Consider the following 20,677-nt stretch of genomic DNA (forward strand, 5'->3'; position numbering starts at 1 on the left):
GCCTTCTCAGCGGGACGCGCGCAGGGAAGCGTCCAAGGTGCTCATGAGCTGCGCGACACGGTTCTTGGCGGTCGGCGCGAGGGGATACCGGCACAGAACGGCGATCAGGGTGGGTGTGGCGCGCTGCCGCGCCTGGTCGATCATCATGTCTCCGACCGCGGGATCGCCGCCCGCGTTCAGCTCGGCGACGCGTGCGGCACTCGCGGCGGCGCGCAGGATGTGGCCCACCTGGGTGGCCTTCGCTATCGGGTGCAGGTAAGCGGCGGACGCGGCGTCACCGGCGGAGCGCGCGGCGAGACGCGCGGCTTCGGCGCCCGCCTCCCTGGCGGCCCGATGGGCGTCCAGCGAGGTGACGCGCTGCAGCTTGGTCCTTCTCGCGCCGTTGACGAACTCCCATGCGGCGTCGATGGCCGCGCGCGGGCGGAGATCGCCCGGCACGGCCTCCTCGAACACCGGGAGGACGTCCTGGGCGCTCTCGGCCACGTAGCGCGCCACGACGCGCAGTTCGTCCATGGTCAGCTCGAAGTCGCCCGACACGATCGTCATGAAGCCGATCTTTCCATGGTCCGGGAGCGCCGCCACGCCATAGCTCTGCCGGGAGCGGGCCGGGCTGTCGAGGGCCCCGGGGGTCGCCCGGGGCCCTCGGGTCACAGCGAGAGCAGCGCGCCGACCCGCAGCCGGTCGTCCGACAGCGGTCGCATCGCGATGCGGACCAGGGCGAGCGCGTTGTCGTCGCCCGCGATGCGGTTGGCGCTGAGCCCGCCGCACGACTGGCAGTGGTGGATGATCAGCCACTCGCCGTCGTCCCGCACCGTGACGCTGACCGGCGCCATGCGGCCCCGGCACGCCGCCCGGCGGTCACCGGGGACGCGGTGGTCGACATGTCTGCTGGTCAGGCAGTTCGGGCAGTGGTTGCGGTGCGCGGTGCCCGGCGCGGTGACGGGCACGTCGAGGCGGCAGCCGACGCACCGGAACGCGTCGCCCGGCTCGCCGTGCCTGACGTCCTTGCGCCGCTGCGGCCGGCGCTCCGCCGGTTTCCTGCGTGGCATGCGGTCCGCTCCCGTCACAGGTCGCCGAACGTTTCCAGCGGGAACGGCGGCTCGGCGAGCGGGCGGACGGCCATGCGCATGAGGATGAGCTGGTTGTCGTCGCCGCTGATCGGGTTGGACGTCAGCTCTCCGCAGCGGGTGCAGCGATGGATGAGCATCCAGTCGCCGCCGCGCAGCACCGCGATGGAGATCGGCGCCATGCGTGATCCGCACTCGGACGGCCCGCCCTCGGCACGGTCGAGCACGTGCAGCGAGTGCAGGCAGCTCGGGCAGTGGTTGCGGCGGCCGCCTCCGGGGGCGGCTCCGGTCACGGTCAGCCCGCACCGTACGCAGGTGAACGTATCGGTCAGGACCTGACGGGTCTTGTGGGTGGACACCCTGGGGTACTCCTTGCCGGACATGATGGGAAAGGGCAGCAAGGAAGCGCCGTGCGGGCCTCGGGACGGTCAGGGATGACGTGTCATGTACGGGTCCGTATGACGGTACGACGAGGCGCGCGTGGCGCGGTCCCGGGCATAAACCCCCCGCTTTCCAGGGCGTGACCGCCCGTATGACTCGTACATGGACATCGGGAGCGTAACCAGGCCCGATCCGGAAGCGCCACCGATTTTCCCCGCCCCGGCTTCACGTTGGGGGTGGAGAAGGACCGAACAACGTTCTAGGTTCGGTCCATGGGAATCGGGCTGACCACTGACCATCGGGCGCTCGCGGGGTCCGTGCGCGGGCTGGCGGAGCGGGGTGCGGACCATGGTGCGCTGGCCCGGCAGGGGGTGCTCGGGCTGCACCTGCCGGAGGAGCGGGGTGGGCAGGGGTACGGGCTGCTGGAGCTGTGCGTGGCACTGGAGGCGCTCGGCGAGCTGCGCGTCCCCGGACCGTACCTGCCGACGGTGCTCGCCGCCGCGGCGGCGGCCCGCTCCCCCGCCGCCAAGGACCTGACCGACGGCCTCGCCAACGGCTCCCTCACCGCCACCGTCGTCCTGCCCGTCACAGACGGTCCCGCCGCCCCGGAGGTCCTGCCGGTCACGGACGGCTCTGCCACCCCGGTCGTCCGGCCGATCAGAGACGGCTCCGCCGTCCCAGTCCTGCCCGTCGCAGACGGTCCCGCCACCCCGAACGTCCTTCCCGTCACAGACGGCTCCGCCGCCCCAGTCCTGCCCATCACAGATGGTCCCACCACCCCGGCACCCGGGGCGAGCGGCGTCACCGCCGCTCTGTCACCCGGCGCGGCGCGCCCGACTGCCGCGCTCGCGCTCGGGGCGGCGGGGGCCGATCTGTTTCTGGTGCCGGTAGGTGCGGACGGCTGGGCGTTGCTCGATCGCGGGGACGTCGTGGCGGAACCCGCCGCAGGTGTCGACCTGGACCGTGACCTGTGCACCGTGACCGTCACGGACGTGCCGCGGGAACGCGTGCTCGGCGCGGTGCCGGTACGGGAGCTGGCCGCGGTGCTGCTCGGCGCGGACGCCTGCGGGGTCGCGGCCTGGGCCGTGGCCACGGCCTCGGAGTACGCCGAAGTACGCGAGCAGTTCGGTCGGCCCATCGGGCAGTTCCAGGGCGTCAAGCACCGGCTGGCAGCCGCCCTGGTAACCCTGGAGCAGGCCCGCGCCGCCGTATGGGACGCCGCCAGAGCCCTGGACGACGCCGGACGGCACGGGAGCCACGGGCAGCCCGAACAGCCCGCACAACCCACACAACCCGGGCAGCACAATGCGGAGGCCCGGTCCGGCAGTTCGCACGCGGGTGCCGTCCCCGGGACGAGGCACGCGATAGCCGACACCGGGACCGCCCTACCGCCGCAGGCGCAGCTCGTCGAGGAGGCGACCACCTTGGCGCCGGAGGTGCGGCTGGCTGTGGCGGTGGCTGGGGTGCTTGGGGCGGAGGCCGGGGTGCGGTGTGCGGCGGATGCGATACAGGTGCTCGGCGGTATCGGCTACACGTTCGAGCACGACGCGCATCGCTACTATCGCCGGGCGCTGTCGGACCGGATGGTGGCCGGGGATCCGGGGGTGTGGGCCGATGAGGTGGCGGCGCTGGCCCTCGCGGGGGTGCGGCGGACGATGGAGCCTGACCTGCCCGAGGACGCCGCTCCGGTCAGGGACTCGGTGCGGGCGCACGCCGCGTCGCTGCGGGCCGCCGATCCGTCCGAGCGCCGGCGGCGGTTCGCCGAGGAGGGGTGGATCATGCCGCACCTGCCGGAGCCGTGGGGCCGCGGGGCGTCACCGCTCGAACAGGTGATCATCCACGAGGAGTTCCGCGACCTGAGACGCCCGAACCTGGGCATCGGCGCGTGGGCCGTGCCCTCCATCGTCCGGCACGGGACCCGGGAGCAGCGGGAACGCTTCCTGCCCGGGACGTTCGCCGGCGAGATCGTGTGGTGCCAGCTGTTCAGCGAGCCGGGCGCCGGCTCGGACCTGGCGGGGCTGTCGACCAGGGCGGTCCGGGTGGAGGGCGGCTGGACGCTGACCGGGCAGAAGATCTGGACATCCCTGGCCCAGTACGCCCACTGGGGCATCTGTCTGGCCAGAACCTCCCCGGGCAAGCCCAAGCACGAGGGCATCACGTACTTCCTCGTGGACATGGCCGCGCCCGGCGTCACCGTCAGGCCGCTCAGGGAGATCAACGGCGACGAGTTGTTCAACGAGGTCTTCCTCGACGACGTGTTCGTGCCGGACGAGCAGGTCGTCGGCGAGGTGGACGGCGGCTGGCGGGTGGCCCGCGACACCCTCTCGCACGAACGGGTCGCGCTCGGCGACTCGTGGGGGCCGGGGTCGAGGCACACGGACATGGCCGCGTTCGCCGCCCGGCTGCCGCTGCGGGCGGCGCAGCGCGAGCAGGCGGGCCGGCTGTGGGCCGAGGGGCAGGCCATCTCAGCCCTCGGCCTGCGCGTGACCCTCGCCCAGCTCGCCACCGGCACCAGCGGCGGCATGGAGAGCGGGGTCGCCACCAGCAGCAGAGGCGGTAAGGAGAGCAGCGTCGCCACCGGCGCAAGAGGCGGTAAGGAGAGCGGGGTCGCCACCGCGTCCAGCGTCCGTAAGCTGCTCGGCATGCGGCACGCCCAGGCGGTGGCCGAGTTCTGCTGGGCGCTGGCGCCCGCCGACCCCTACTGGAGCCGCATGATCCTCACCACCCGCGCCTTCACGATCGGCGGCGGGACGACCGAAGTGCAGCTCAACATCATCGCCGAGCGCGCGCTGGGGCTCCCGCGCGACCCGTGACCACTCCTCGCCGGGAGCACGGGAGTGGTCAGTCGTCGCGGGCCTTGCTCGGCTGCACGCGCTTCGGCTCGCCGGGCATTTTCGGATAGTTGGGCGGATAGGGCATGTCGCCGCGCTCGTCCTTCGCGTACAGGTCGAGGAGGGTCTCGATCGAGTAGGCCTGGTCGTCGATGGCGGCGTGCACGTCCCCCAGCTCGGCGAACCTCGCGGGGACCGTGCGGATGTCGAAGTCGCGCGGGTCGGCGTCTTCCAGCTCGGACCAGGTGAGCGGGGTCGAGACCGGCGCGTGCGGGCGGGCCCGGACCGAGTAGGCGCTGACCACCGTGCGGTCGCGGGCGTTCTGGTTGAAGTCGATGAACACCCGGTCGCCCCGCTCCTCCTTCCACCAGGCGGTGGTGACCAGGCCGGGGTCGCGCTCCTCGACGGCCCTGGCCAGCGCGATGCCGGCGTGGCGCACCTGCACGAAGTCCCACCTCGGCTCGATGCGCACCGCGATGTGGACGCCGCGGTTGCCCGAGGTCTTGACGAACCCGGGCATGCCGAGCTCCTCCAGCACGTCCCTGGTCAGGAACGCGGCCTTGCGCACCGCGTCGAAGCCCACGCCGGGCTGCGGATCGAGGTCGACGCGCAGCTCGTCGGGGTGTTCGACGTCGGGGGCGCGGACCTGCCAGGGGTGGAAGTCGATGGTGCCCAGGTTGGCGCAGTAGGCGATGGCGGCGACCTCGGTGACCTTCAGCGACTCGGCCGTCCGGCCGCTGGGGAAGGTGACGGTCGCGGTCTCCACCCAGTCGGGGCGCTTGGCGGGCATCCGCTTCTGGTAGATGGCCTCGCTCTGCACCCCGTCGGGGTGGCGCTTGAGGTTGGTGGGCCGGTCTCTCAGCGCCCGGAGCGCGCCCTCGCCCACACTGACGTAGTACTCGACCAGCTCGCGCTTCGTCGCGCCGATCTCCGGAAAGTAGATCTTGCCGGGATTCGTCACCTTGACGGTGCGGTCTCCCACCTCAAGCTCGATGTACGGCGATGCCATGGGAACGAACCTACCCCGCGCCTCCGACAAACCACCGGGCGAGAGAAGGGGGCCCGTCCCGGAGCCGCACCGGTGGCGGGACCGGGAGCTCGACGGAACGGGCCCGTCAACGAGACCACTCGCGCCGCCGTTCCGGGCGCTGGCGCGCCACCCGGCCGGCCGTGGCGATCGCCGGCGGCGCCAGCACGGGCGTGGGCTGTGCCGCTCTGGCGATCCGGCGAGTGGTCTCGCCCCTTTGCAGGAGGCGATGACACCCCCTTGCTGACAAAGACGCGAATTCGCCCCAGAAAGGATGCTCCCCCTATGGAGATCTCTTTTTGCCGCATCTCGTACGCTGAACGTATGGACAAGGTGGTCAAGAGCGAGACCGAATGGCGGGTCCAGCTCTCTCCGGAGGAGTTTCATGTGCTGCGGGAGGCGGGCACCGAGCGCCCGTTCACCGGCGAGTACGTCGACACCAAGACCGAGGGCGTCTACGCCTGCCGGGCGTGCGGCGCCGAGCTGTTCAGGTCCGACACCAAGTTCGAGTCCCACTGCGGCTGGCCGAGCTTCTTCCAGCCGTCCGACTCCGACGCGGTGACGCTGATCGAGGACCGCAGCCACGGCATGGTCCGCACCGAGGTGCGGTGCGCGCGCTGCGACTCCCATCTGGGGCACGTCTTCCACGGCGAGGGATACCCGACGCCGACCGACGACCGCTTCTGCATCAACTCGATCTCACTGAGACTCGAACCCGTGGAGTGACAGCTCGTTGACACCGCGTATCGGACAGGGGTGGCGGGTAGACCATCGCCGTGAGCCGGATCCATTTTCGTCACCGGTGGGTGACGATCGAGACGATCGGCCGCGTCGTCACGCAGCGGTGCGAGGTGTGCACGAAGACCCGGGTGCGGGTGCGGTGAGATCAGGGGACGCGCGGGTGCCGCGCGTCCCTAGGCGGTCGCGAAGAAGTCCACCATCAGGGAGTTGACCTCGTCCGGCTGCTCCAGATACCCGTAGTGCCCGCACTTGGCGACCTGCGCGTACCTCGCGCCGGGGATGGCGGTGGCGACCTCCTGGCCGAGGTGCGGCGGCGTGATGAGGTCGTCCTCGAAACCGACGACCAGGCAGCGACCGCGGATGGCGCGGTAGTCACCCAGCCGGTCGTCCATGATCTCCAGTTTGCTCTGGGCCCGCATCACCGCCTTGGCCGTCGGGAAGAGCTCGAAGAGGTCCAGCCAGTGCCGGGCCCGGCCCTCGTCGTTGAGCGTGTGCGGCGACAGGCTGAGCACCGCGCGCAGCGCCGCGCCGTAGGCGGCGGGCAACTCCACCGGGCCGAAGTTCAGCTCGGCCTCGGCCGCGGCGAGCCTGGCGCGGAAGTGGTCGGGCCGTCCGCGCGTGGCCATCAGCACGGCCTGCTCCACCAGTTCCGGCCGCTGCAGCAGGAGCTCCTGGACGACGTGCGCGCCCATCGACACGCCGACGAGGCGGCAGCGCCCTCCGCACAGGGTCTCGGCCAGCCCGGCGAGGTCGCCGACCAGGTCGTCGATCTCGGGCGGCGCCCCGGAGCCCGGCGTCAGGCCGCGGTTGTCGAAGGTGATGACGCGGTAGCCGGCGGCCAGCAGCGCGGGCGCCTGGTGCAGGTGCCAGACGTGCCCGGGGCTGCCGGTGCCCATCACCAGGATCACGGGGTCACCGGTGCCCTGGTCGGTGTAGGTCAGGGTGGTCCCGTTCACTCGCGCCACGGCCATGCCGCTCTCCGTTCTGTTCTGGTGCTCGCTTGAAGGCCGCCCGCAGCAGCGGTGGCGCCAGCAAGGAGGTGGCCACCGCGATCAGGACGACGATCGAGTACGCGGCGGGTGTCAGGATGCCCAGCCGGAGTCCGACGGTGGCGACGATGATCTCGATGAGGCCCCGCGAGTTCAGCCCCGCGCCGATGGCGAACGACTCCCAGCGGGGCATTCCGCTGGTGCGGGCGCCGATGTAGCCGCCGGCCAGCTTGCCCGCCACGGCCAGGGCCAGCAGTCCCGCCGCGGTCAGGGCGACCACCGGCTCGGCCAGTGCCGCGAGGTCCAGGTGCAGCCCGGCGAAGGCCAGGAAGACCGGGGCGAGGACGGCGATGACGGCGGTGCGCAGCCCGGCCAGGTGCCGCGCGCCCTCGCCCTTGGCGGCTCCGGCGACCAGCCCGGCGACGAAGGCGCCGACCACCGGCTCCAGTCCGGCGAGGTGCGCGGCGAGCGCGCCGGTGATGATCACGACGGCCGACATGGTCATGACGGGCGCCGGGTCGGCCACGCTCAGCACGCGCCGGGCGAGCGGCCGAAGCACCAGGGCCGCCAGGAGCATGACCGCCAGCCACAGCAGCGGCATCCCGATCGTTTCCGGCCCCGCGCCGCTGGTGGCCATGGCGCCGACGACCGCGAGCAGTATCCAGGCGACGGAGTCCTGGCAGGCGCCGGAGGCCAGGGTGATCTGGCCGACGCGGTGGCCGAGCAGGCGCAGGTCGCTGAGCGTACGGGAGATCACCGGGATGGCGGTGACCGACAGCGCCACGCCGAGGTAGGCGGCGAACGTGACCCGGTCGGCGGCCGGCCCCAGGAGGGCCGCCGGCACCACGAAGCCCGCAGCCGCGCCCAGCGCGAGCGGCAGGAGGAGCGCCCAGGCGCTGACCCGGGCCAGCGTGCCCGCCTGCTCGCGCAGCCTGCCCAGGTCGAGCTCGGCGGCGGTGAGTCCGACGAGCAGCAGGAGCCCGAGCTGGGCCACGGCGTCGATGAGCGCGCCCGAGCCGGGCCGCGGCAGCCACTGGGCCCAGCCCGGCGCCAGCTGTCCCAGAACGGCGGGCCCGAGCAGGACCCCGGCCGCCAGCTCGCCCACGATCGCCGGCTGGCCGAGCCGGGAGGCCAGCCGGCCCAGGAGGACGGCCGAGGCCAGGATCACGACGAGCTGCAGGAGGAACAGCGGGACCCCAGTGAGCATGGCCCTCAGCGTAGGAAGCCCCCGTACGGCCCCGGCCGGGGCGGCGAGCGAATGGCGATTTCTCGCCACAACGGCGGCGGACGCTTCTCCGGCCTCCGCCACGGTTCTACGGTCCGAGGCAGCGAGATCCCCTCAGGAGAAGCGAAGGATCCCCGCAGTGAATGCCCGAATTGTGCAGGAGCTGAACCAGCACGTCCGCCACGCCGGATTGTCCGGCGAGGTGGCGGCCGCCCGGCGCGAGTTCGCCGAGCGCGGATTCGCGATGGTGTCGTTCCTGGCGCCCGCGAGTGTCAAGCAGGCCGTGGCCGACGACGTGCTCTCCCTCATCGAGGAATCCGGGGTCCGGCGCGACCTCAGGTTCAAGGAAACCGGCGGCACGCCCCGCCGGATGCGCAACGTGACGCGATCCGAGATCGCCGAGCACAGCGCCCTCATCCCCGCCGTGTACCGGTCGGAGGCCCTCGTCGGCCTGCTCGCCGAGATCGTCGGCGAGCCCGTGCTGGCCTGCCCGTACGAGCCCGAGCAGTATGTGATCACCCGTCTGGAGCACAGCGGTGACACCCACGGCTGGCACTGGGACGACTACAGCTTCGCGCTGGTGTGGCTGGTGCAGTGCCCGCCACCGGAGCACGGCGGGTTCGTCCAGTGCGTCGCCGGCACCAGCTGGGACAAGAGCGACCCCGCCATCCACCGCGCGCTGCTCGACAACCCCATCTGGTCGTTCGAGGTGGGGGCCGGCGACCTCTACGTGATGCGCACCAACACCACGCTGCACCGCGTCTATCCGATCACCGCTGGCGTGCGGACGATCGTCAACATGGGGTACGCGTCCAAGCCCGACCTGGAGACGGTCACGTCCCACGAGACCATGGACGCGCTGTGGGCGGAGCAGGCGTGAGCACGATGCCGACCGAAATGGAGAACCCGATGCACACGGCTTTCACCCGCGGCCCGGTCGCCGACGTCTTCTCGTCCTACCTCGTCGCGGTGTCACTGTCGGCCGCCGGCGAGCTGGGCATCCTCGACGCGCTCAGGCGGGAGGACAGCTACTCGATCGAGACGGCGAACGCGGACGGGCTCGACCCGCGGCTGGTGCGCCAGCTGCTGGTGACGCTCTCCTGGGCGGAGATCGTCGAGGTCGCCGACGACAAGGCGGTCACCGGGCCGCGCTTCGACGACGCCTACCGCGCGCGGGGATACTTCTACTGGATGGTCCGCGGCTGCGGCGAGCTGTTCTCCGTCCTGCCCGAGGTGAGCAGGACCGCGAACCGCACCGGCGACTTCTACACCAGGGACATGCGGGCGGTGGCGGTCGGCTCCAAGCTGATCGGCGAGACCGAGGTCGAGCCGCACTTCGTCGAGCTGCTCGGCGAGCTGGACTACTCGGCCATCGCCGATCTCGGCTGCGGTTCCGGCCAGCGGCTGATCGACGCGGTCTCCCGCCGGCCCGGCGTGCGCGGGGTGGGCGTCGACATCGCGCCCTCGGCGGTGGAACTGGCGGCGTCCTCGGTGGCGCAGGCCGGTCTCGCCGGCCGGATCGGCGTCGTCACCGGCGACGTGCGCGACCTCGACCCTCTGCCCGAGTTCGCCGGCGTCGACCTCATCACCTGCGTCTTCCTGGGCCACGACTTCTGGCCGAAGACCACCTGCGTGGCGGGCCTGCGCAAGCTCCGCACGGCCTTCCCCGACGCGCGGCGGCTCCTGCTGTGCGACGTGGTCCGCAGCGAGGAACCGCCGGGGGCGGACACGACGATCTTCACCCTGGGCTTCGAGCTCGTGCACGCCGCGATGGGCGTCTACCTGCCCACCCGTACGGAGTGGCGTGAGGCGTTCCGCGAGTCCGGCTGGGTGCTGAACGGTGAGCGGGACTTCGCCGCCCCTCCCCGCGGCGTCCTGTTCGACCTGAGCCCGGAGAGCTGACATGAGCAACCCGTTCGACGACGAGAACGGCTCCTTCCTGGTCCTGGTGAACGCCGAGGAGCAGCACTCGCTGTGGCCGTCGGCCTTCCCCGTCCCCAGCGGCTGGCGCGTCGCCTTCGGCCCGGCCTCCCGCGCCGAGAGCCTGGAGTACGTCGAGAGCAACTGGACCGACATCCGGCCCGCCGGCGTGAGGAGCGCACTGGCATGAGCGCCGACACGATCGAATACGTCCTCGACGGCAAAGAGGTGGACTCGATCACGGCCGTCGGCGAGCGGGTCAGGGCGCTCGGCGAGGATCCCGCCGACCCGGGCTTCTTCGACCGCTGCTGGCACATCCGCGAGGAGCTGCCGGTCGGGCTGCGCCGCTTCCTGGAGGACTTCCGCCGCACGGAGCCGGCCGCGTTGTGCCTGGTGCACGGCTTCCCGATCGACGACGACGCCGTCGGGCCGACGCCCGGCCACTGGTCGGTCCCCTCGCAGTCGGCCGCCGCGGGCGACGCGGAGGTCTATCTCGCCCTGTGCGGGATGGTGCTGGGCGAGCCGTTCGCCTGGTCCACCCTGCAGGGAGGGCGGATGATCCAGAACATCGTGCCGATCCGCGGCGACGAGATGCAGCAGAGCGGTCACGGCAGCCAGTCGTCGCTGGAGTTCCACACCGAGGACGGGTTCCACCCGCTGCGCTGCGACTATCTTCTGCTGTTCGGGCTGCGCAACCACGAGCGCGTGCCCACGGTCGTGGCGTCGGTGCGTGACGTGGAGCTGTCGCCGGAGCAGGCCCGGCTGCTGTCGCGCCCGCGCTTCCACATCATGCCCGACGACGAGCACCTGCGGCAGCTGGAGTCGACCCAGCCTGGCCATCCCGCGCTGGCCCTGATGCGCGAGATGCGCGACAGGCCCGAGGCCGTCCCCGTGCTCGTCGGCGAGCCCGGCAGCCCTTACCTGCGGCTCGACCGCCCGTTCATGACCTGCGCGGACGGGGATCCAGAGGCCGAGAGCGCGCTCGACGCACTGGTGGCCGGGCTGGAGGCCGGGCAGCAGGACGTGGCCGTCGGGCCGGGCAGCCTGCTGATCGTCGACAACTACCTCGCCGTCCACGGGCGCAGGCCGTTCCATCCCCGCTACGACGGCACCGACCGGTGGCTGAAGAAGCTGACGGTCAGCAGGAACCTGCGCAGGTCCATCGGCAACCGGGCGACGACCAGCCCTCGGGTGATCTTCTAAGGGGTGCTGCCATGCGTACCGTGGTCATCTCCGGCGCGTCCAGCGGGATCGGGTTCGCCGCCGCCGAGCACTTCGCGCGCTCCGGTGACACCGTCTTCAACCTCGACGTGCAGCCGCCGATCGCCGCGCCGAGCCCGGGTGTCACCTGGGTCGAGGCGGACGTGACCGACTGGCCGGCGATAGAGGCGGCCGTGGCGGCGGTCTGGACGGACCAGGGCCGGCTGGACGTGGTGATCGCCAACGCGGGCATCAGCGTCAGGCACGGCGTGCTCAACCTCGACGAGGCCACCGCCCGCCGCGTCGTGGACGTCAACCTGCTGGGCGTGCTGGGCCTCTGGCGTTGCGCGGCCGGTTACATGACGAGGCAGGGGCGTGGCGTGCTGCTGGCGACGGCGTCCGTCAACGCCTCACGCGCCTATCCGTACTACGCCGACTACAACGCCACCAAGGCCGGCGTCCTGGCCCTGTGCCGCACCTTCGCGCTGGAGCTCAGCCCGAACATCAGGGTGGCGTGCGTCAGTCCGGGCGCGGTGCTGACGCCCATGCAGGAGGCGGAGTACACCCCGGAGATGCTGGAGGAGGTCAACCGCTCCATCCCGCTCGGCAGGCACGCGCAGCCGTCGGAGATCGGCGCGGCCTTCCACTACCTGGCCTCGCCGGCCGCCGCGTTCCTGACCGGGCAGGAGCTGGTCGTGGACGGCGGCGAGATCGCCGGCGCGACCACGTCCGCCTTCGGCACGGGCGGCACCACGGATGTGCCCGGACCCGCGGCCTGGCCGCTCTCCTCGACCCTGCGGGCCGGCGACGTTACTTTTTAGCGGGACCCACGTGACAGATCGACACTTCTCCGAGAAAGGACTCCCATGAAGCGCCGCATCACCTTGGTGAGCATCGCGACCGCCTTCCTCACCGCCCTGCTCGTCTCGCCCGCCGTGGCGCAGCCGGATGTCGATCCGTTCAGGAACTTCCACTGGACCGGCGAGCGCGACATCCAGCTGCCCTGGCCCGGCGAGCGCATGATCAGCAAGCTCCCCTGACGTCGCTCAGTGCCCCTCGTCCTCCGCGAGCAGGGCGGCCGCGCGAGCCCACAGCTCGTGGGCGCCCTGGTCGTTGCGGAGCATGGCCTCCGTCGCCGCCAGCGCCTCCAGCGCCCGCGCGTGCCAGATCCTGGCGCCCAGCTCCTCGAAGACCTTCGAGGCGAGCGTCAGGTTGTTGCGGGCGGACGTCGCGTTCCCCGTCCCGAAGTAGAGGTTGCCCAGCGCGAGCGAGGTGACCCCCACCACGAACTGCTCACCGACCCGCTGGGCGATCTGCCGGGAGGTGAGCAGCGCGCCTTCCGCGGCGTCCGTACGGCCCTGCTGCGCGTAGGTCTCACCCAGGACCCGCAGCACGTAGGACTCGCCCACCACGTCGCGCAGCTCCCGCACCGTCTCCAGCGCCTTCTCCAAGGTCTGGCGGGCGGCGTCGACGCGCTGGGTGAGCAGCAGCACCTCGCCGAACCGGTAGAGCGCCTGGGCCAGGCCCCGCTGGTAGCCGATCTCCTCGAAGGTGCTCACCGCGGCCCTGAGCAGGGGTTCGGCCTCGCCGTACGCGCCCCTTTCCAGGAGCACCTGCGCGGTGCTGGCCATGACGTGCGCCCCGGCGGCGTGGTCGCCGAGCGCGCGGAGCATCTCTCCAGCCCGCGCGTAGCGCTCGAGCGCCAGGTCGAACCGGCCGGCGATGCGATCGAGCAGGGCGAGGTTGCGCAGCGCCAGCGCGTGGCCGTGCTCCTCGCCCTGCTCCTCGAACATGCGCACCGCCTTACGCAGGAGGCTGTCGGCGTCGTCGTAGCGCTGGCGGAACAGTTCCAGGCTGCCCAGGCCGTAGGTCATGGCGGCCTCGCCGCGGACGTCGCCGTCGCGGCGGGCGGCGGCGAGCGCGAGCTCGTGCGCCGAGCGCCAGTCGTCGTAGTAGCTGCGTACCTCGAAGAACGTCGCCGAGGTCATCGTGAGGTCCCAGCAGAGCGCGCTGAAGCCGAGCGCGGCCGCCTGGCCGATCGCCGCCAGCAGGTGCGGGCGCTCGGCCTCGAACCATTCGATCGGGTCGGGCATCATCCGGTCGATCACCGCGAAGGGCAGCCTGCGGCGCTCCGCGGGGCCGTGCAGGACGGCGTAGTCACCGCCGAGCAGGCGGGCGTGTGCGGCCTCGGCCAGGGCCAGCCAGCAGCCGAGGGCCCGGCGCAACGCGGCGTTGCGCTCCTGCTCGCTCTCCTCGATCAGGGCGCGCTCGCGCGCGTAGAGGCGCAGCAGGTCGTGGAAGCGGTAGCGGGCCTGGCCGCCGGGCCAGGGCTGGCTCAGCTCCAGCAGCTGCGCGTCGACGAGCTGCTCGATCAGGTCCTGGGCCCGCTCCGGATCCATCTCCAGCAGGGCGGCGCCCAGCCACGGGCCGAACTCGGCCACGTCCAGCAGCGCCAGCCGCCTGAACATGATGGCCGCCTGCGGCGACAGGTCGCGGTAGCTGAGGATGAACTTGGTGCGCAGGTCCACCTCGCCCTGGCTGAGCTCGTCGAGCCGGCGGCTCTCGTCGGTGAGCCTGGCGACGAGGTCGGCGCTGGTCCACGACGGCCGCACGGCCAGCCGGGCGGCCGCCACGCGCAGCGCCAGCACCAGCCCGCCGCACAGCTCGCTGAGTTGCCTGGCCCCCTCCGGGTCGGCGTGCACCCGCTGCTCCCCCGCGATGCACGCGAGCACGTCCACGCCCTGGTCGGGCGGCAGCACGTCCAGCCGGAGCGGGGTCGCGCCCTCCAGGGTGATGAGCCCGGCGAGCTGGTCGCGGCTGGTCACGATCACGGCGCAGCCGGGCGCGCCGGGCAGGAGGGGCCTGACCTGGCTGGAGTCGCGCGCGTTGTCGAGCACGAGCAGCAGCCGGCGCCCGGCCAGGACGGTCCGGAACAGGGCGGCCCGTTCCTCCAGCGTGGTCAGGGGATGCTGGCGGGTCACGTTCAGCGCGCGCAGGAGGGTGTCGAGCACGTCGAAGGGTGAGACCGGCGGGCCCGTCTCCGAGTAGCCGTTGAGGTCGACGAAGAGCTGGCCGTCGGGGAAGCGCGGGGCGACGCGATGCGACCAGTGGACGGCCAGGCCGCTCTTGCCGACCCCGCCCATCCCGGTGATGACGGCGATGAACGGCTGGCACGCCTGGGACTTGCGGTCGAGGAGCGCGTCGAGCCGTCCGAGCTCGGCGTCGCGGGCGACGAAGCCGGTCACGTCGGGCGGAAGCTGGGCGGGCACGGCCGGCGCCGCCTCCGGCGCGGCGTGTTCCATGACGAGGCGGCCCTGCCGCTGGCCCGTCTCCCCGCGCAGGATCGCCTCGTTCAGGCCGGCCAGCTCGGCGCCGGGTTCGAGCCCCAGCCGCTCGATGCTGAGCCGGTAGCCCTCCTGGTAGGTGGCCAGCGCCTCGGCGCGGCGCCCGGCCCTGCTCTGGGCCAGCATGAGCAGGCCGCGCAGGCGCTCGCGCAACGGGTACTCGGCGACCAGCGCGGCCAGCTCGCCGACGATCTGGAGATCGTGCGACAGTTCCAGCTCGACCTCGAAGTACTCCTCCAGGATGGCCAGGCGCCACTCGCCGAGCCGCTCGGACTCGGCGCGCACCAGCTCTCCCTCGACGCCGGTCAGCGGGTCGCCCCGCCACACGGCCAGGGCCGAGGAGAGCTGTTCGGAGGCCTTCTCCAGGTCGCCCGCGGTCCGGGCCGTGCGCGCCTGGCGCAGCGCCTCCTCGACCTGTTTGACGTCGAACCTGTCGTCGTCGGCGAGCCGCAGCAGGTAGCCGGAGGAGACGGTGACGATGGGGTCGTGGGCCACTCCCGCGGCGGCGAACTCCCGGCGCAGCCCCGACACGCAGATGGCCACCTGGTTGCGGGCGGTGGCGGGCGGGTTCTGGCCCCAGATCGCGGCGCTGAGCCTGTCGGTCGAGACGACCCGGCCCACGTTGAGCAGGAGGGTCGCCAGCATGATGCGCCGTCGCGGCCCGCCCAGCGGGATCTGCAGGTTGCCCGTGATCACCGTCAGTGGACCGAGGACGCGGAACTCCATGCACACACCCACTGGGTCGTCTCAGCTAGGGCCATGGCGTTCCCGCCGACTCCATACGGGGAAATCGTAAGATATCCACGCATAGGCGATATAACAAGAAATGACAAAAAATGTCCACATCTACTGTGATGACACTTCAGTCAGAGTGACCGATAACGCACCGAAATCGCATGCACATACCTCCCCTCTAGCGTTCGAAGTAGTGATACTTCGACTGGCAACCGGGTTGGTATCGATGTCTCCTAACACCAGCAGAACCCTCCCCTTCAAACCCGCCGACCACTCCGCGGCGCAGCTCGGGCTCCCCCTCCTGGAGCTGGAACTGGCGGAGCAGACCCACGCCGAGTTGCTCGTGCTGTCCGCCGAGCCCGAGCGCATACACCCCGCCCTGCCGCGCCTGTTCGCCCAGCTCGCCCGGCGCCGGGTCGCCGTCCGCATCCTCCACGGGCCCGGCCGGCCCGGCCGCACGTCCCCTCTCGCGCAGGCCTGGCAGGCGGGTGCGACCGTCCGGGCGGTGACCGGCCTGCCCTATCAGGTGCTCGTACGGGACCGCGTGGTCGCCTACGTCGCGCACCCCGGCCCCGCCCACACCGGGCGGCTGGAGAGGATCCCCCATCCTGTGGTCGCGGCCTCCGTGGCGGGTGTCTTCGACACCATCTGCCACATCCTCGACGACCGGCGCAGCGGCGCTCACGAGGACGAGGGGCAGGACGAGGTGCTGCGGGCGCTCGACGACGGGCTCACCGACGACCGCGCCGCCGCCCGGCTGCACCTCAGCAAGCGCACGTTCGCCAGGCGGGTGGCAGGAGTGATGGAGCGCCTCAACGCCACCAGCCGCTTCCAGGCCGGGGCGGAGGCCGTCAGGCGCGGCTGGATCTGACCCAGCGCGCCAGCGGGACCAGCGTCTCCCCGTCGCTGATCGCCCCGTGCTCGTAGGACAGTCCGGGATCGGGGAGCGGGAAGCGCGGCGAGGTGGCGATCGCCATCACCGCGCCGAGCCGCTCCCGCACCGGGCCGGCGAACTCCATCAGGCCGAGCTCGCCGAGCGCGGCCGCGGGCAGCACCATGGCATGGCCGTCGAGGGCCTCGGCGAGACGTTCCGCCACCTCCCGCTCCCTGCCCGGGTGCGGGTAGAGCCAGCGCACCCGGCCGGCCCCGCCGCCCGGCAGCTCGCACAGCTTGGGCGTGTCCACCTCCGCCCAGCGTCGCGCCAGGCCGGGGTCGGAGGCGACGGGAACCAGGCCATGGTCGGCGTAGGCGAGCACGTGCCACCCCCGGCGAGCCCAGGCGGTCGCGTGCCGCTCCAGCTCGGCCAGCGCCCCTACGGCCCGCTCGTCGTAGCCGTGCCGGTGCAGGTGGTCGTCGAGGTTGACGTAGACCCACAGCAGCAGCGGGCGGGTCCGCCGCGCGCCGATCGCCGCTCCGACGTCCGCCGCCACCCCCGCCACCAGGCGGTACGGGTCGCGGGTCAGCGCCTCCCGCGCCGGCTGCCGCGCGGCGCCGCGGGTGAGCGCGTCCACCCAGGGACCGGACAGCAGGTCGAGCTCGCGGCCCACCACCACCGCCTCGGCGCCCTCCGCCCGCTCGAAGACCGTGGGCAGCGGCCGGACCGGTTCGCGCGGCGCCGCCGCTCCCGCCAGGACGTCCCCCGTGATCGCGTTGACGAGCGGACCGCCGGCCCGCTCGCGATAGGCGGCGCCCACCGTCAGATGCTCGGTCACCGGCGCGCCGGTGACCGAGGTGAGCCACGCGGTGGCCGAGGTGCTGGGAAAGGTGGAGGCCAGGCAGGAGAGCTCGGCGGACCGCCAGACGCGCCGGGCGACCTGCCAGGAGAGCCCGTCCACGGCCAGGACGAGCACGCCGCGACCGCCCCGGTCCAGTTCCGACAGAACCAGCCCGGGGACGGCACGCAGGTCGAGCCCGGGGCGAGCGAACGTCCCGGCCTCGGTCATGTCAGTAGTTCGGCACGCAGTCGGTGCACGTCGTGCGGAACTTCACGACCTGAACTTCCTGGCGCGCGGCGAGCATTTTCTCGACGAATTCCGGAGTCGTCATGATGGGGGTTTTCACACTGGTCTGGATGCTTTCATGCAACACGGGCGCCTCCTGGAATTGGGCCGGGCCTTTCAGCCCATTTTCTGTGATTCAACGATAAAAATCGTGATTGTTTTGGTCAATCAACTTTCGCCAGGATGGCATCAATCCGCCACCCTCGCCCCACCAGCACTGACGCGGTCACCATGGCGAAAATCACCGCCGCCGCCGCGTAGATCACCCGGAAATCGAGGAACCCCACGACGAGCGCCCCGATCCCCATGGACAACACGAACGGCAGGTCGATGATCGCGTCCATTGCGGTAAGCGCGCGGCCCTGCATACCGCTCGTGGTACGGCGCTGCACGAGCGTCGTCGTGGCCACCATGAAAATCGGGATGGAAAGACCCACCAGAACGCCGCTCGCGCACATCGTCACCTCCGTCGCGGGAATCACCAGGGCCAGGCCGGCCGCGCTGAGCCCGAAGCCCACAGCCGCCGCGCGATGCTCCCCGTACCGCCTGATGAGCACGGCGACGACGAAGCCCCCGGCGACGGAACCCGCGCCCTGGAAAGCGGCGATGACCCCGACGAACGCGGCCGGCCGGCCGAGCCCCTGCTCCACGGCGGCGAACATGGCCGGGTTGACCAGCCCCGCCGCGCACAGCGCCGCGGCCACCGCCAGCACGCCGCCACGCAGCTCCCGGTCGCCCATGATGTGGCGCACCCCCGCCAGTAGATCGGCGCGGAACCGGCCGGGCTCCCGCGGCGCCGGAGCGGCCAGGTCGGGCGCCCGCCGCAGCATGAGCAGCACCAGCACCGACACCAGGAACGTCGCCGTGTCCAGGATCGCCACCGCGGACAGCCCCAGCGCCACGTACAGCGCCGCGCCGATCAGCGGGCCGAGCACCCGCAGTCCCTGGCCGAGTGAGCTGAGCAGCCCGTTCGCGTCGCCGAGCAGCCGCTCGGGGACCATGGAGTGGATCAGGCCGCCCCTGGCCGCGTTGAAGACGTGGTTGGCGAAGCCGTAGCCGAGCGTGACCGCGAACACGATCCACAGATCGCCCGGATGCCTGACGAGCAGCAGGCAGAGCACCAGCGCCCCGGCCAGCAGGTCGTTGACGATCAGGACCTTCCGCCGCGGGAACCTGTCGACGAGCAGCCCGGTCAGCGGCGCGAAGAACGACGGCACCGCCAGCAGGATGAACACCACCCCGGCCATCGTGTCCGAGCCGGTCAGCTCCTTGACGTAGATGCCCAGCACCACCAGGAGCGCCCGGTCCCCGATCATGTTCACCGTCTGACCGAAGAACAGCAACAGGAACCGGCGGTCGCGCAGCAACTCGCGCATCAGCCCTCCTTCGCCCAGCCGGCCTCGACGAGCACGGCCAGGAACTCGTGCGCGAACTCCTCCGGCACCGGCAGCTCGGCCGCGCACTCCGCGTACGCGGCGAGCGCCGCCCGGTCTCTGGCGCCGTCGATGCCGTGGGCGAGGGCCAGCATGAGGGCGTAGGAACGGGCCCGGGCCCGCGCCGCCTGCCGTTCCAGCCACACGCGCCCGGCGGGACTCGCCGCCTCGGCCAGCCCGCGCAGGTTGAACGGCCCATCCCAGGCACGACTGAGCGCCGGCCCGGCGAACACCTCGCCGCCTTCACCGACCGGTGAGAGCACGGCGCGCTCACCCGCCGGTGACAGCACGGCGCCTTCACCGGCCGGGGACAGCACGCCGCCCTCACCCGCCGGCGACAGCGCGGCGCCCGCTCCGGCCGGTGAGAGCGCGGCCACGTGATCCGCGAGGTCGGCCAGCCAGGCGCGTGCCCGGCCGCCCGCGCGGCCGTGGAGCGCCTCCGCGCCGTCCAGGGCGCCCAGGGCGACGGCCGTACGGTGCCGCAGCAGCACCCGTGACCCCTGCCGGCAGCCGAGCAACCGCGCCGCCCCCCAGCCCACCGCGATGTCCTCCAGTTCGGCGCGCTCGCCCGCGAGCCCGGCCACCACCGCCGCGACCGCGCCCGCGACCGTGGCCGTACGGCGCAGCTCCGCCGGGTCGAGCTTGTCGAGCGTGTCGGCGGCGCTGTGGTTGAACCGGTCGGGCCAGTGCCCGAGCGACACCGTCGGGCAGCCGATGGAGGCGTCCACGAGCAGGCTGTGGTCGGAGGCCCCGACGAACGGCGTGGCACGCCAGGCCCAGGTGTCGCAGGCCACCGCGCCCGAGTAGGAGCGCGCGTCCTGCGGCAGCGCCGCCACGACGTGCTCGGTGAGCGCGTTGACGAAGCCGGGCAGGTGGTCGGGGCTGCGCTCGACGATGAGCGGCCCGCCGCACCGGCGCTGGTCCTGCCCCGCCATGTCCACGTTCACGGCGGCCACCGGCGGGCGGGCGGCGACGTCGTGCAGGTAGGCGGCCATCCCGGTGAACTCGGGACCCCAGACGAACCTGATGCCGCGCCTCCCCCGCCGCCCGCCGAGCACCCTGGCCACGCTGAGCAGCGCGGCGGCCCCCGAGGCGTTGTCGTTGACGCTCGGACGCGGATGGCACAGGTGCGCCGAGAGCAGCACCTCCTCCGGCCCCGTCCCGGGCAGCAGCCCGGTGACGACGGGCATGGCCGCCCGCCGGTGCGTCTCGACCTCGACCCGGACCCGGCCGCGCCGCAGCAGCTCGGCCGCCTGCTCAGGGGTGACGCTGAAGGCGGCCAGGCCGCTCCCGGCCGGCAGCTCGACCCTGCCGGGGCCGGGCAGGCGGTCGGTGACCAGGCCGAACGCGCCGGCGCGCGCGGCTCGCGCGATCGCGACGGGCACCGGCGTGCCGGGGTCGTCGTGTACGGCCAGCGCGCCTTCACCGGCGTCCGCCAGAGGCGCCACGGGGACGGTGACGCCGCCGGGCGGGGTCGCCGCCGAACCCGCCGCCAGCGCGAACGGCTGCTCCGGGTAGCGCACGACGTCGTCGATCGCGGCCCGCACCGGGGTCCAGGAGAGCGGGGCGCGGAAGCTCCACCAGCGCCTGGCGCCGTCGGCGGGGAACTCCAGGAGCCGCACGTCGCTCAGGCCCGCCCGCTCCGCCCGGCCGGCGACGTACTCGGCGGCCGCGCGGATCCCGTCGGACGCCTGGTATCGGTCGAACGCGGCCAGCTCCGCGACGTCCTCGACCGCCCGCCGCACGTCGCAACGGTCGAACGCATCCTGTACGGCGTCGCCCAC

At 72.5% G+C, this 20,677-nt stretch carries 20 protein-coding genes; 9 read left to right on the forward strand and 11 right to left on the reverse strand.

All coding sequences use genetic code 11. From position 1 onward, the window contains the following. Positions 1 to 6: 6 nt before the first annotated feature. The 3 genes from ACIBF7_RS17635 to ACIBF7_RS17645 form a co-directional block, all read right to left on the reverse strand. Positions 7 to 546: a putative immunity protein gene (locus tag ACIBF7_RS17635; RefSeq protein ID WP_271276783.1), complete on the reverse strand. Its 540-nt coding sequence runs from the start codon at positions 544 to 546 to the stop codon at positions 7 to 9. A gap of 101 nt (positions 547 to 647) precedes the next feature. Further along, positions 648 to 1,049, reverse strand: a complete 402-nt coding sequence (locus ACIBF7_RS17640) for an RNHCP domain-containing protein (RefSeq protein ID WP_219543205.1) — start codon at positions 1,047 to 1,049, stop codon at positions 648 to 650. A 14-nt stretch (positions 1,050 to 1,063) separates the two neighbouring features. After that, positions 1,064 to 1,426 carry an RNHCP domain-containing protein gene (locus ACIBF7_RS17645; protein ID WP_261808410.1) on the reverse strand — a complete coding sequence of 121 codons (363 nt, stop codon included), beginning with the start codon at positions 1,424 to 1,426 and terminating at the stop codon, positions 1,064 to 1,066. A gap of 294 nt (positions 1,427 to 1,720) precedes the next feature. On the opposite strand from ACIBF7_RS17645, the gene ACIBF7_RS17650 reads away from it, so the two are divergent. After that, a complete protein-coding gene (locus tag ACIBF7_RS17650; RefSeq protein ID WP_397197574.1) occupies positions 1,721 to 4,261 on the forward strand; it encodes an acyl-CoA dehydrogenase family protein in 2,541 nt (846 codons plus the stop codon). A 28-nt stretch (positions 4,262 to 4,289) separates the two neighbouring features. Here the strand turns inward: ACIBF7_RS17650 and ligD are convergent, their stop codons facing one another. Continuing rightward, positions 4,290 to 5,288, reverse strand: a complete 999-nt coding sequence (gene ligD, locus ACIBF7_RS17655; RefSeq protein WP_397197575.1) for a non-homologous end-joining DNA ligase — start codon at positions 5,286 to 5,288, stop codon at positions 4,290 to 4,292. Between the two features lie 342 nt (positions 5,289 to 5,630). On the opposite strand from ligD, the gene msrB reads away from it, so the two are divergent. Beyond that, positions 5,631 to 6,032, forward strand: a complete 402-nt coding sequence (gene msrB, locus ACIBF7_RS17660; RefSeq protein WP_148030397.1) for a peptide-methionine (R)-S-oxide reductase MsrB — start codon at positions 5,631 to 5,633, stop codon at positions 6,030 to 6,032. A gap of 188 nt (positions 6,033 to 6,220) precedes the next feature. Here msrB and ACIBF7_RS17665 read toward each other — a convergent pair whose 3' ends face one another. Together ACIBF7_RS17665 and ACIBF7_RS17670 are read right to left on the reverse strand one after the other, a co-directional pair. Continuing rightward, complete coding sequence (locus ACIBF7_RS17665) at positions 6,221 to 7,018, reverse strand: alpha/beta fold hydrolase (RefSeq protein WP_397197576.1); 798 nt, start codon at positions 7,016 to 7,018, stop codon at positions 6,221 to 6,223. Then, positions 6,960 to 8,243 (reverse strand): cation:proton antiporter, encoded by a 1,284-nt coding sequence (locus ACIBF7_RS17670; RefSeq protein ID WP_397197577.1) that lies wholly within the window; start codon positions 8,241 to 8,243, stop codon positions 6,960 to 6,962. The genes ACIBF7_RS17665 and ACIBF7_RS17670 overlap by 59 nt, the downstream gene beginning before the upstream one ends. 157 nt (positions 8,244 to 8,400) lie before the next feature. Here ACIBF7_RS17670 and ACIBF7_RS17675 point away from each other — a divergent pair, with 157 nt between their 5' ends. From ACIBF7_RS17675 to ACIBF7_RS17700, 6 genes are read left to right on the forward strand one after another with little or no spacing between them, the layout of a single operon-like run. Then, the gene (locus ACIBF7_RS17675; protein WP_364229924.1) at positions 8,401 to 9,141 is read left to right on the forward strand and encodes a hypothetical protein; all 741 of its coding nucleotides are present in this window, start codon (positions 8,401 to 8,403) and stop codon (positions 9,139 to 9,141) included. Between the two features lie 29 nt (positions 9,142 to 9,170). Further along, a complete protein-coding gene (locus tag ACIBF7_RS17680; RefSeq protein WP_397197578.1) occupies positions 9,171 to 10,163 on the forward strand; it encodes a methyltransferase domain-containing protein in 993 nt (330 codons plus the stop codon). 1 nt (position 10,164) lies between these two features. Beyond that, on the forward strand, positions 10,165 to 10,371 hold the full coding sequence (locus tag ACIBF7_RS17685; protein WP_397197579.1) for an MbtH family protein: 207 nt from the start codon (positions 10,165 to 10,167) through the stop codon (positions 10,369 to 10,371). Beyond that, positions 10,368 to 11,384, forward strand: a complete 1,017-nt coding sequence (gntD, locus tag ACIBF7_RS17690; protein WP_397197580.1) for a guanitoxin biosynthesis L-enduracididine beta-hydroxylase GntD — start codon at positions 10,368 to 10,370, stop codon at positions 11,382 to 11,384. The genes ACIBF7_RS17685 and gntD overlap by 4 nt, the downstream gene beginning before the upstream one ends. Before the next feature lie 11 nt (positions 11,385 to 11,395). Next, the gene (locus ACIBF7_RS17695; RefSeq protein WP_219543197.1) at positions 11,396 to 12,202 is read left to right on the forward strand and encodes an SDR family NAD(P)-dependent oxidoreductase; all 807 of its coding nucleotides are present in this window, start codon (positions 11,396 to 11,398) and stop codon (positions 12,200 to 12,202) included. A gap of 45 nt (positions 12,203 to 12,247) precedes the next feature. Further along, positions 12,248 to 12,421, forward strand: a complete 174-nt coding sequence (locus ACIBF7_RS17700) for a hypothetical protein (RefSeq protein WP_397197581.1) — start codon at positions 12,248 to 12,250, stop codon at positions 12,419 to 12,421. Between the two features lie 6 nt (positions 12,422 to 12,427). Here the strand turns inward: ACIBF7_RS17700 and ACIBF7_RS17705 are convergent, their stop codons facing one another. Then, positions 12,428 to 15,451 (reverse strand): AfsR/SARP family transcriptional regulator, encoded by a 3,024-nt coding sequence (locus tag ACIBF7_RS17705; protein WP_397197582.1) that lies wholly within the window; start codon positions 15,449 to 15,451, stop codon positions 12,428 to 12,430. Between the two features lie 235 nt (positions 15,452 to 15,686). On the opposite strand from ACIBF7_RS17705, the gene ACIBF7_RS17710 reads away from it, so the two are divergent. Then, positions 15,687 to 16,331, forward strand: coding sequence for a hypothetical protein (locus ACIBF7_RS17710; protein WP_148030388.1), 645 nt, complete (start codon positions 15,687 to 15,689; stop codon positions 16,329 to 16,331). On the opposite strand, the gene ACIBF7_RS17715 is transcribed toward ACIBF7_RS17710, so the two are convergent. The 4 genes from ACIBF7_RS17715 to ACIBF7_RS17730 all read right to left on the reverse strand — a co-directional run bounded on the left by ACIBF7_RS17715 (position 16,312) and on the right by ACIBF7_RS17730 (position 20,677). Continuing rightward, complete coding sequence (locus ACIBF7_RS17715) at positions 16,312 to 17,403, reverse strand: alkaline phosphatase family protein (protein ID WP_397197583.1); 1,092 nt, start codon at positions 17,401 to 17,403, stop codon at positions 16,312 to 16,314. The two genes, ACIBF7_RS17710 and ACIBF7_RS17715, sit on opposite strands and share 20 nt — an antisense overlap. A 1-nt stretch (position 17,404) precedes the next feature. After that, the gene (locus ACIBF7_RS17720; protein ID WP_219543193.1) at positions 17,405 to 17,548 is read right to left on the reverse strand and encodes a hypothetical protein; all 144 of its coding nucleotides are present in this window, start codon (positions 17,546 to 17,548) and stop codon (positions 17,405 to 17,407) included. A 76-nt stretch (positions 17,549 to 17,624) separates the two neighbouring features. Then, positions 17,625 to 18,836 carry an MFS transporter gene (locus ACIBF7_RS17725; protein WP_397197584.1) on the reverse strand — a complete coding sequence of 404 codons (1,212 nt, stop codon included), beginning with the start codon at positions 18,834 to 18,836 and terminating at the stop codon, positions 17,625 to 17,627. After that, the gene (locus tag ACIBF7_RS17730; protein WP_397197585.1) at positions 18,836 to 20,677 is read right to left on the reverse strand and encodes a DUF4910 domain-containing protein; all 1,842 of its coding nucleotides are present in this window, start codon (positions 20,675 to 20,677) and stop codon (positions 18,836 to 18,838) included. Before ACIBF7_RS17730 ends, ACIBF7_RS17725 begins: the two co-directional genes overlap by 1 nt.

Origin of the sequence: Nonomuraea sp. NPDC050478 (assembly GCF_044458265.1) — a bacterium.
Lineage (GTDB): Bacteria > Actinomycetota > Actinomycetes > Streptosporangiales > Streptosporangiaceae > Nonomuraea > Nonomuraea ferruginea.

Excerpts from the sequence above, each read along its gene's own strand:
- ACIBF7_RS17635 (WP_271276783.1), bottom strand. The coding sequence starts at position 546 with ATGACGATCGTGTCGGGCGACTTCGAGCTGACCATGGACGAACTGCGC.
- ACIBF7_RS17640 (WP_219543205.1), bottom strand. The coding sequence starts at position 1,049 with ATGCCACGCAGGAAACCGGCGGAGCGCCGGCCGCAGCGGCGCAAGGAC.
- ACIBF7_RS17650 (WP_397197574.1), top strand. The coding sequence starts at position 1,721 with ATGGGAATCGGGCTGACCACTGACCATCGGGCGCTCGCGGGGTCCGTG.
- ligD (WP_397197575.1), bottom strand. The coding sequence starts at position 5,288 with ATGGCATCGCCGTACATCGAGCTTGAGGTGGGAGACCGCACCGTCAAG.
- msrB (WP_148030397.1), top strand. The coding sequence starts at position 5,631 with ATGGACAAGGTGGTCAAGAGCGAGACCGAATGGCGGGTCCAGCTCTCT.
- ACIBF7_RS17665 (WP_397197576.1), bottom strand. The coding sequence starts at position 7,018 with ATGGCCGTGGCGCGAGTGAACGGGACCACCCTGACCTACACCGACCAG.
- ACIBF7_RS17670 (WP_397197577.1), bottom strand. The coding sequence starts at position 8,243 with ATGCTCACTGGGGTCCCGCTGTTCCTCCTGCAGCTCGTCGTGATCCTG.
- ACIBF7_RS17680 (WP_397197578.1), top strand. The coding sequence starts at position 9,171 with ATGCACACGGCTTTCACCCGCGGCCCGGTCGCCGACGTCTTCTCGTCC.
- ACIBF7_RS17685 (WP_397197579.1), top strand. The coding sequence starts at position 10,165 with ATGAGCAACCCGTTCGACGACGAGAACGGCTCCTTCCTGGTCCTGGTG.
- gntD (WP_397197580.1), top strand. The coding sequence starts at position 10,368 with ATGAGCGCCGACACGATCGAATACGTCCTCGACGGCAAAGAGGTGGAC.
- ACIBF7_RS17695 (WP_219543197.1), top strand. The coding sequence starts at position 11,396 with ATGCGTACCGTGGTCATCTCCGGCGCGTCCAGCGGGATCGGGTTCGCC.
- ACIBF7_RS17700 (WP_397197581.1), top strand. The coding sequence starts at position 12,248 with ATGAAGCGCCGCATCACCTTGGTGAGCATCGCGACCGCCTTCCTCACC.
- ACIBF7_RS17705 (WP_397197582.1), bottom strand. The coding sequence starts at position 15,451 with ATGGAGTTCCGCGTCCTCGGTCCACTGACGGTGATCACGGGCAACCTG.
- ACIBF7_RS17710 (WP_148030388.1), top strand. The coding sequence starts at position 15,687 with ATGTCTCCTAACACCAGCAGAACCCTCCCCTTCAAACCCGCCGACCAC.
- ACIBF7_RS17715 (WP_397197583.1), bottom strand. The coding sequence starts at position 17,403 with ATGACCGAGGCCGGGACGTTCGCTCGCCCCGGGCTCGACCTGCGTGCC.
- ACIBF7_RS17725 (WP_397197584.1), bottom strand. The coding sequence starts at position 18,836 with ATGCGCGAGTTGCTGCGCGACCGCCGGTTCCTGTTGCTGTTCTTCGGT.